This window comes from Lentzea sp. NPDC060358 (genome assembly GCF_042725365.1).
Classification (GTDB): domain Bacteria; phylum Actinomycetota; class Actinomycetes; order Mycobacteriales; family Pseudonocardiaceae; genus Lentzea.
Genome location: NZ_JBHXCW010000291.1, coordinates 1 through 8743 on the forward strand (window position 1 = coordinate 1; position 8743 = coordinate 8743).

Below are 8743 nucleotides of genomic sequence, written 5' to 3' on the forward strand. Positions count from 1 at the left end.
ACGTGGGGCCCTTCCTCTTGTGGCCTAGAGACCGAAGATGGTGATCTCGGTCCCGCGCTTCACCCGCGTGCGCGGCGGGATCGACTGGTTGACCACGGTCCCGTTCCTGTTGAACTCGACCTTCACCTTGAACCCGGCTCGTTCGAGCTCCTCCTTGGCGTCGCGCACCTTCTTGCGGGCGACGTCGGGCACCTCGATCTCGCGGTCGTTCTGGAAGAACACGGTGACGCGCTTCGCGCCCACGCCCTCCAGCACCGTGCCCGCGGGCGGGTCCGTCCGCACGACGCGCGACTGGTCGTTCTCGGCCGCGTCGTCGCCGCCTGCCTCCACCGGTTCGATCCCGGCGCGCTGCAGCTCGGCGAACGCCTCGGCCTTCGTCTTGCCCGCGACGTTCGGCACCGGCGTGCGCGGTGCCGGGCCCTTGCTGAGCACGAGGGTCACCGGCTCGTTGATCTTGAGCGCCGTGCCGGGCCGCGGGTCGAGCGCCACGACCTTGCCGATCGGGACCGTGTCGTGGAACGCGTCCTTCGCGGCGTCCTTGACCGCCTTCAGACCGGCCGACTCGATCTCCTTGGTCGCCGCGTCCACCTCGGCGCCCACGTTGACGAACGGCACCACGGGCCGGCCGCGCGACACGATGATCTTCACGGACTCGTTCTTGCGCAGCTCCGTGGCCTGACCGGGCTCCGAGCGGATGACCTGGCCGACCGGCACCTCGTCGGACGCCACCTTCTCGATCAACGGCGTCAGGCCGGCGCTCTGCACCAGCCGCACGGCGTTCTGCTCGGACTGCCCCACGACCTCGGGCACCGCCGTGGTGCTGCCCGCGCCGAGCAGCCAGGTGTAGAGGCCGACGATCAGTGCCAGGCCGCCGACGACCGAACCGCCGATGATCATGAGCTTCTTGCGGCGCTTGCGCTCCTCCTCGGCCGGGTCGACCTTCGGCTTGCGCGGCCGGTTCTGCGGGGGACGGCGCCGGGGCTGTTCGGGGCGCTCCATCGTGCGCGTGCCCGCGATGCCCGGAGGCGGCGTCGGCGGGCCGGTGTTGATGGTCGTCATCGCCGAGTGCGCGGCCGGCTTGGGGACGACGGGCCTCGTCGCCTCGGCGGCCGACGGGGGAGTGGCGCCGACGGACACCGGGACCGGCCGCATGACGACCGTCCGGTCGTTCTCGGGGGCCGAGCCGGGCACGGGCACCGGCTGCGGCGTGAGGCCCAGCTCCGCGCCCACGCGCTCCAGTTCGGCGAGGAACGCCTCGGCGTTCGCGGGCCGCAGCGCCGGATCGCGCCGGGTCGCCTTGCGCACGAGCGTGTCGAGCGCAAGCGGGATCTCGGGGATCGACGGGACGTCCGAGTTCACGTGCTGGTAGGCCACCGAGATCGGCGTCTCGCCGCGGTAGGGCGCCTTGCCCGCCAGCATCTCGTAGAGCACGATCCCGGCCGAGTAGACGTCACTGCGCGCGTCCGCGGCGCCGGTCTCCACCTGTTCGGGTGACAGGTAGGCCACGGTGCCGAGGATCTCGCTGTCGCTCGTGACACCGTTCTCGGCGATCGCCCTCGCCAGTCCGAAGTCCGCCACCTTGACCTGGCCACCGGGTCCGATCAGCACGTTCTCCGGCTTCACGTCGCGGTGCACCAGTCCGGCGCGGTGCGCGGCGCCCAGCGCCGACAGCACCGGGCCGAGGACGCTCAGCGCGACCGCCGGAGCGAGCTTGCCCCGCTGGTTCAGCAGGTCGCGGAGGTTTCCCCCGTCGATCAGCTCCATCACCAGGTACACCTGGTCACCGTCGACGCCCTGGTCGTGCACGGACACCACGGCCGGGTGGTGCAACTGGGCCGCCGCGCGCGCCTCGCGCTCGAAGCGCGCGACGAACGCCGGGTCCGCCGTCAGGTGGGGATCCATCACCTTGACGGCGACATCGCGATCGAGGCGGGTGTCGCGACCTCGATAGACGGTGGACATGCCACCGCGCGCGAGCACGGCGTCCACCCGGTAGCGCTGCTCGAGCAGTCCACCCATCACGTTCGAAACCGACCTCTCCACAGTGCGAGATGGTAAAGCTCAGGATGACCCGGTTGGCGGAAGGGCGTTCCCAGTTCGGTTATGGCATCGTGACCCCCGTGAGTGCGATTCCTGCCGCTGCGGATGTACTGGCTGCCGACCTGGAGGTTCTCGGCCTCCCCGAGGTGGCCGAACGAATGGGACTCCCGGTCACCCGGGTCCACCAAATGCTGCGCGACGGGCAACTGCTCGCCGAGCGGCGGGACGGCGTCCTCGTCGTTCCCGAAGCGTTCCTCGCCGCCGGAGGCGTGGTGAAGGGCCTGCCCGGCACCATCACGGTGCTGCGCGACCAGAACTACTCCACGGACGAGATCCTGCGCTGGCTCTTCACGGAGGACGACAGCCTCCCCGGCACTCCGATCGAAGCATTGCGCGGAGACCGTGGGCGTGAGGTAAAGCGACGCGCCCAGGCCATGGGCTTCTAGTTCACCCGAGGCAGCGGTTTCAGGCGTCTCCGCAGGCAGGAGGCGTCTGGAACCCCTGAACCGGTGGGCACGACCAAGACGAAGAAGGGCGACCGGCTCCAGGTCGAGGGCGAGCTCGTCGCCCGCGTTCACGGGACGGATCTCATTCGTAGCGCGTGGACAGGCCGAACGGGTCCGGCTTGACCAGCGACCGCGCCGCGAGCACCGACACCACCAGGGCGAAGAACAGGTAGCCCCACGAGTAGAGCGCGGTGTCGCCGTTCGGGAACGTCACGAGCATCAGGAACACCGACGCGACCGTCATGGTGACGAGCGCGCCCGTGCTCCACGCGAACCCGGCCGCGAGCGCCAGCGGCCAGCTGAAGTACCAGGGCAGCGTCGCGGGCGAGAGCAGCGCGACGGCGAGCATCGTGATCGTGCCGCGGCGGATGTTGTCGCGCACCTCGCCGTCACGCGCCGCCCACCACTGCGTGTACGCGATCCAGATCAGCACGACCGAGCCGATGCCCCGCGCGATGCCGATGAAGATGCCGCCGTCGACGTAGACGAACCAGTTGACGACCATCCGCACGAAGTCGCCGACCGCGCTCGGCAGCGACAGCCAGTTGATGATCATCGACGAGCTGCGCAGCGCCGGGATCCAGCCCAGCGTCACCCCGGCGACCACCGTGCACGCCGCGAACGTCCCGACGAACGCCACGAGGCCCGGCACCAGCGCCTTGCGGAACTGGGCGCGCTTGTCGCCGTCGAGCCGCGCCGCCCAGATCCAGATGAGGAACGGCGCGATGACGACCGCCGTCGCCTTCACCGAGAACGCGAGGGCGAGCAGCACGAAGCCCAGGACGTGGCGGCGGTCGAGCACCAGCAGCACGCCGGCGGCCATCAGCCCGATCATCAGCAGGTCGTTGTGCGCGCCGCCGACCAGGTGGATCAGCAGCAGCGGGTTCGCCGCGACCAGCCACAGCGCGATCGCCGACCGGCCGCCCAGGTGCCTGCTCAGGCCCGGCAGCGCCCAGCACAGCAGCACCAGCCCGCCCGCGAGCGAGAACCGCATCGCGACGACGCCGAGGATGACGCTCGCGTCCGTCGCCCACACGATCGCCTTGGCGACGAGGATGAACAGCGGCCCGTACGGCGCGGGCGTGTGCTGCCAGACCCAGCTGACGTTCTCGCTCAGCGTGCTCTGCAGCACGGCGGGCCCGACCTGGTACGGGTCGTACCCGCTCAGCGCGAGCTGCCCCTGCGCGAGGTAGCTGTAGATGTCCTTGCTGAACAGCGGCGGTGCGAACAGCAGCGGCAACGTCCACACCGTCACGGCGACCAGCACCGCGAAGTCGCCGATCTCGCCCCACCGGACGAGGCGGCCCAGGCGCACCCAGGCCCAGATGACGAGGCCGAGCCCCAGGTACAGCACCATGCTCGCGAGGTCGCGGCCGTGGCCGTAGCGCAGCCAGCTCAGCCCCACCTGGGCGAGCAGCGGGTCGCGTTCGAGGATCGCGCCGGCGCCCATGCCGCCCAGCGCGATGAGCGCCACGCCCAGCAGGCCGAGCATGGTCGTGCGGATGGGGATGGCGTAGGTGTTCGCGCGCACGGCTTGATGCAGCTCCTGCGGAGACACCTCGGAGCTCGTGCGGGGGAGGGACGGAGTTGCTGCCATCGCCCGAACATCGTTGCACAAGGCGAGCAAGCGTCAGCAAGCAACGGGGCACACCGGCAACGAGGTGTTAATGAACTCTCAGGAAGCGGAGCCGCTCCCGTCCCGGCGGTGATCGACTTCAGAAGGTCCGCTTGGTCGAGGTGACCGCGAGGTCGGCGAGCTTCGCGGCGGCCGGCTCGGCGACGGGTGCCGCGTCGAGCGCCGCCAGCGCGCTCTTCGTCAGCTCCTCGATGCGCTCCTCGACGGCGTCGACGGCGCCGACCTTCACGAGGGTGCGCCGGACCTCCTCGACCGTGTCGAGGTCCAGGTCCGGCCTGCCGAGGGCGGTATCCAACATATCGGCGCCGAACTGCAGGCCGAGAGCGACGAGCAGCGTCCGCTTGCCCTCGGCGAGGTCGTCGCCCGCCGGCTTGCCGGTGACCTCCGGGTCGCCGAACACGCCGAGCAGGTCGTCGCGCAGCTGGAACGCGACGCCGATGTCCGCACCGAACGTCCGCAGCCCGTCGATCAGCTCGGGAGAGGCGCCCGCCATCGCCGCGCCCATGTGCAGCGGCCGTTCGACGGTGTAGGCGGCGGTCTTGAGCCGGTCGATGCGCAGCGCCGCGTCCGGGGACGAGTCGCCCCGCACCTGCGTCAGCACGTCCAGGTACTGCCCCGCGAGCATCTCGGTGCGCATGTCCCGCCACGGCTCGCTCATCCTGCGCAGCACGTCGGCGGGCAGCCCGGCGGCGAACAGCATGTCGTCCGCCCACGCCAGCGCGATGTCGCCGATCAGCACGGCCGCCGACATGCCGAACCGCTCGGGCGAGCCGAGCCAGCCCTGCTCGCGGTGCCGCGCGCCGAACGCGATGTGCACCGTCGGCTTGCCGCGGCGCACCGAGGAGGCGTCCATCAGGTCGTCGTGGATCAGCGCGCACGCCTGGATGAGCTCCAGCGAGCTGACCGCGGTGAGCACCTCGGCCGCGAGCTCGCCGTCCGGGTCGCCGCCGGCCGCGCGCCAGCCCCACCACGCGTAGGTCGGGCGGATGCGCTTGCCGCCGCCCAGCACGAAGTCCGAGAGCGCGTCGACCGCGCTCGCGAAGCTGGGGTCCATCGCCTCGCCGGACGCGCGCCGGGAGGCCAGGTACGTGGTCAGCGCTTCTTCGACGTGCCGGGGCAGTGCCGCGTCGACGGGGTGGTGGGACACACGTCCATGGTCCGCTGTGTCCGGCACCACGCGCATGTCGGGGCCGGGTACCACATGATGAGCTACTGTCCCACCTGGCGGACCTACCACTAGGGTTGGGCGCATGACGTCGGTGGTGGAGCGGCTCCGGGGCGAGTCACCCAAGTTCTCCGTGGAGTTCCTGCCGCCTCGGGACGCCGAGGACGAGAAGGTCCTCTGGAAGGCCGTCCGCGAGCTGGAGGGCCTCGACCCGGCGTTCGTCTCGATCACCTACGGCGCCGGCGGCTCGCGCCGCGACCGCACGATCCGCGCCACCGGCCGCATCGCGCAGGAGACGACGCTGCTGCCCGTCGCGCACCTCTGCGCGGTCGAGCATTCGGTGGCCGAGCTGCGCAACGTCATCGGCTGGTACGCGGCGATCGGCGTGCGCAACGTCCTCGCGCTGCGCGGCGACCCTCCCGGCGACCCGATGGGCGAGTGGGTCGCGCACCCCGAGGGCCTCAACCACGCCGACGAGCTGGTGGCGCTCGTCCGCGAGCTCGGCGACTTCTGCGTGGGCGTCGCGGCGTTCCCGTACGGGCACCCGCGGTCGGCCGACCTCGACACCGACCTGAAGTTCCTGCTGCGCAAGCTCAACGCGGGCGCGGACTACGCGGTGGCCCAGCTCTTCCACGCCCCGGAGCCGTTCCTGCGGCTGCGCGACCGGGTGGCGGACGCGGGCTGCTCCGCGGCGGTCCTGCCGGGCATCATGCCGATGCTGTCGCCGCGCGGGCTGGCGAAGATCGTGGAACTGTCCGGTGCCGACCTGCCGCTCGACGTCTCGCGCCGGCTGGAGCCGTACGCCGACGACGTCGCGGGGTTCCGCGCCACCGGCATCGACATCGCCACGGAGATGTGCCAGCGACTGCTCGACGAGGGCGTTCCGGCGCTGCACTTCTACACGATGAACAGGGCCAAGGCGACGCGGGAAGTCCTCGGGCGCCTGGGGCTGGTGAGCCGCGTCTGAGGCCCGCCGTCAGACGACGGCGGAGCGCTTGTGCGCGATGAGGGCGAGGACGACGACGATCAGCGCGGCCCCGCCGGTGAGTCCCGCGACGAGCAGCGCCCAGCCGAAGAACGACTGCGAGTTCTCGCCCGCGTACTGGACGGTCGCCTGCAGCATCGACGCCTGGCCGGGCTTCGGGGACCACGCGATCGTGTTGTTCTCCTCCTCGCGGCCGTTGGTGTTCACGATCTTGCCGGGGAAGCTCACCTTGACCTGGATGTCGGCGCGTTCCACGGGCACCTGGGTCAGGTCGACCGACCCCGAGAGCGTGACAAGATCACCCGACCGGCGGAAGTTCAGGCTGTAGCGGCTGTTCGACGAGCTGGTCGTCATCGACAGCGTGCGCATCTCGTCGAACGTCAGGCCGTTGAAGAACAGCTGCGTGCCCGCGTAGGTCTCCACCCGGTACGGCTGGGTGCTCACGCGGCTCGCGAGCTCCGGCGGCACCTTGAGCTGCGGGCCCGGGTCGTTGTCCTGCGTGGGCGGCGTGGCCGCGACGATCTCGCCGGAGACGCGGTCGTCGTCCGACACGGCCATGGCCGCGTAGACGCGAACGCACCCGCTGAGCGAGAACAGGGTGAGCAGGAAGAAGACCGGCAGCAGCAGTGCCCGGGATCGACGCACCCGGACATCCTGCCAGCACGGTCACGACGACGCAGGTCCCTCCTTTGGTCGTGAGCTTGACTAACTACCTTTTGGCGGGCAGGGGCGAGAGGTAGCGTCTCGGCGCATGGCATCCGTGCACGACATCAGCAACAAGTACGTCAGCGACTACGTGGCGTTGGACCCCATCACGGCCACCCACCTCGGCTTCGCGGGAGCCGACGACCAGCTGACGGACCTCTCGCCGGAAGGGCACGCGGCGCGCGACGAACTCGCCGTCCGCGCGCTCGCCGACATCACCGCCGCCCGGCCCGCGGATGCGTCGGAAGAGGCCGCGCGTGCCGTCTTCCTCGAGCGGACGGGCCTCGAGCACGAGCTCTACGAGGCCGGCGTCACCGAGTCCTCGCTGAACGTCATCGCGAGCCCGATCCAGTCCGTGCGCGACGTCTTCGACCAGATGCCGACGGACACCCCCGAGCAGTGGGCCACGATCGGCCGCCGCCTCTCCGCCGTGCCCGCCGCCCTCGAAGGCCTGCGCGCGTCCCTCGCACACGCCGCCTCCCGCGGCCACGTGTCGGCGCTGCGCCAGGTCACGAAGGTCGCCACCCAGTGCGACACGTGGTCGTCGACGTTCTTCACCTCGTTCGTCGACTCGGCCGACGTCGACGGCCCGGTGCGCTCCTCCCTGGACGAGGGCGCCGCCGCCGCGTCGGCCGCCTACGCGGACTTCGCCACGTTCCTGCGCACGTCGCTCGCGCCGCTCGCCCCGGAGAAGGACGCCGTCGGCGAGGAGCGCTACCGCCTCGGCTCGCGCTACTTCACCGGCTCGAAGCTCGACCTCGCCGAGGCCTACGAGTGGGGCTGGCAGGAGTTCCTCGGCCTCGAGGCGGAGATGAAGGAGGTCGCGGCCCGCCTCAAGCCGGGCGCGACGCTCGCCGAGACCGCGGCGTACCTCGACGAGCACCCGCGCTACCAGGTCCACGGCCAGGACGGCCTGCAGGCGTGGATGCAGGAGCTGTCGGACAAGGCCCTGCGCGACGTGCGCGGCGTGCACTTCGACCTCCCCGACGCCCTGATGGACCTCGAGTGCAAGATCGCGCCGCCCGGTGGCGGCGTCGGCGCCTACTACACGCCGCCGACCGCGGACTTCTCCCGCCCCGGCCGCATGTGGTGGTCGGTCGAGCCCGGCAAGACCGTGTTCCCGACCTGGCGCGAGACGTCGACCGTCTACCACGAGGGTGTGCCGGGTCACCACCTCCAGTGCGCGACGGCGGTGTACCAGTCGAAGACGCTGAACGACTTCCAGCGCCTGCTGTGCTGGGTGTCGGGCCACGGCGAGGGCTGGGCGCTGTACTCGGAGCGCCTCATGCGCGAGCTCGGCTACCTCGACGACGACGGCGACCTGCTCGGCATGCTGGACGCGCACCTGTTCCGCGCCGCCCGCGTGATCATCGACATCGGCATGCACCTGGAGCTCGAGATCCCGGCGGGCACCGGCTTCCACCCCGGCGAGCGCTGGACCCCGGACCTCGGCCTCGAGTTCCTGCTCACCCGCACGCTGCAGGAGCCGGCGGCCTCGCGCGACGAGCTCGACCGCTACCTGGGCTGGCCGGGCCAGGCGCCGGCGTACAAGCTCGGCGAGCGCCTGTGGCTGGCCGCGCGCGACGACGTGAGGGCCCGCAAGGGCGCGGCGTTCGACCTCAAGCAGTTCCACAGGCAGGCCCTGGAGATGGGCTCGATGGGACTCGACACGCTGCGCGAGCGCCTCGCCGCGCTGTGACGCGTGA

7 protein-coding genes are annotated in these 8743 nt (G+C 71.2%); 3 read left to right on the plus strand and 4 right to left on the minus strand.

Going from position 1 to position 8743, the window contains the following annotated elements; all coding sequences use genetic code 11:
* Positions 1–24 precede the first annotated feature (24 nt).
* Positions 25–2043, minus strand: coding sequence for a Stk1 family PASTA domain-containing Ser/Thr kinase (gene pknB / locus ACFWGZ_RS36555; protein ID WP_382456168.1), 2019 nt, complete (start codon positions 2041–2043; stop codon positions 25–27).
* A gap of 77 nt (positions 2044–2120) precedes the next feature.
* On the opposite strand from pknB, the gene ACFWGZ_RS36560 reads away from it, so the two are divergent.
* Positions 2121–2486: an Rv2175c family DNA-binding protein gene (locus tag ACFWGZ_RS36560; RefSeq protein WP_382456169.1), complete on the plus strand. Its 366-nt coding sequence runs from the start codon at positions 2121–2123 to the stop codon at positions 2484–2486.
* Positions 2487–2628: 142 nt separating this feature from the next.
* Here the strand turns inward: ACFWGZ_RS36560 and mptB are convergent, their stop codons facing one another.
* Together mptB and ACFWGZ_RS36570 are read right to left on the minus strand one after the other, a co-directional pair.
* Complete coding sequence (mptB, locus tag ACFWGZ_RS36565; protein ID WP_382456170.1) at positions 2629–4143, minus strand: polyprenol phosphomannose-dependent alpha 1,6 mannosyltransferase MptB; 1515 nt, start codon at positions 4141–4143, stop codon at positions 2629–2631.
* A gap of 118 nt (positions 4144–4261) precedes the next feature.
* Positions 4262–5329, minus strand: a complete 1068-nt coding sequence (locus tag ACFWGZ_RS36570) for a polyprenyl synthetase family protein (RefSeq protein ID WP_382456171.1) — start codon at positions 5327–5329, stop codon at positions 4262–4264.
* 103 nt (positions 5330–5432) lie between these two features.
* Between ACFWGZ_RS36570 and ACFWGZ_RS36575 the strand changes: the two genes are divergently transcribed.
* Positions 5433–6314, plus strand: coding sequence for a methylenetetrahydrofolate reductase (locus tag ACFWGZ_RS36575; protein WP_382456172.1), 882 nt, complete (start codon positions 5433–5435; stop codon positions 6312–6314).
* Positions 6315–6323: 9 nt separating this feature from the next.
* On the opposite strand, the gene ACFWGZ_RS36580 is transcribed toward ACFWGZ_RS36575, so the two are convergent.
* The gene (locus ACFWGZ_RS36580) at positions 6324–6977 is read right to left on the minus strand and encodes a DUF3153 domain-containing protein (RefSeq protein ID WP_382456173.1); all 654 of its coding nucleotides are present in this window, start codon (positions 6975–6977) and stop codon (positions 6324–6326) included.
* A 106-nt stretch (positions 6978–7083) separates the two neighbouring features.
* Between ACFWGZ_RS36580 and ACFWGZ_RS36585 the strand changes: the two genes are divergently transcribed.
* Positions 7084–8736: a DUF885 domain-containing protein gene (locus ACFWGZ_RS36585; protein WP_382456174.1), complete on the plus strand. Its 1653-nt coding sequence runs from the start codon at positions 7084–7086 to the stop codon at positions 8734–8736.
* Positions 8737–8743: the final 7 nt, after the last annotated feature.

Bases quoted from the DNA above. Each gene is read 5' to 3' on its own strand.
- mptB (WP_382456170.1), bottom strand. From the start codon at position 4,143: ATGGCAGCAACTCCGTCCCTCCCCCGCACGAGCTCCGAGGTGTCTCCG.
- ACFWGZ_RS36575 (WP_382456172.1), top strand. From the start codon at position 5,433: ATGACGTCGGTGGTGGAGCGGCTCCGGGGCGAGTCACCCAAGTTCTCC.
- ACFWGZ_RS36585 (WP_382456174.1), top strand. From the start codon at position 7,084: ATGGCATCCGTGCACGACATCAGCAACAAGTACGTCAGCGACTACGTG.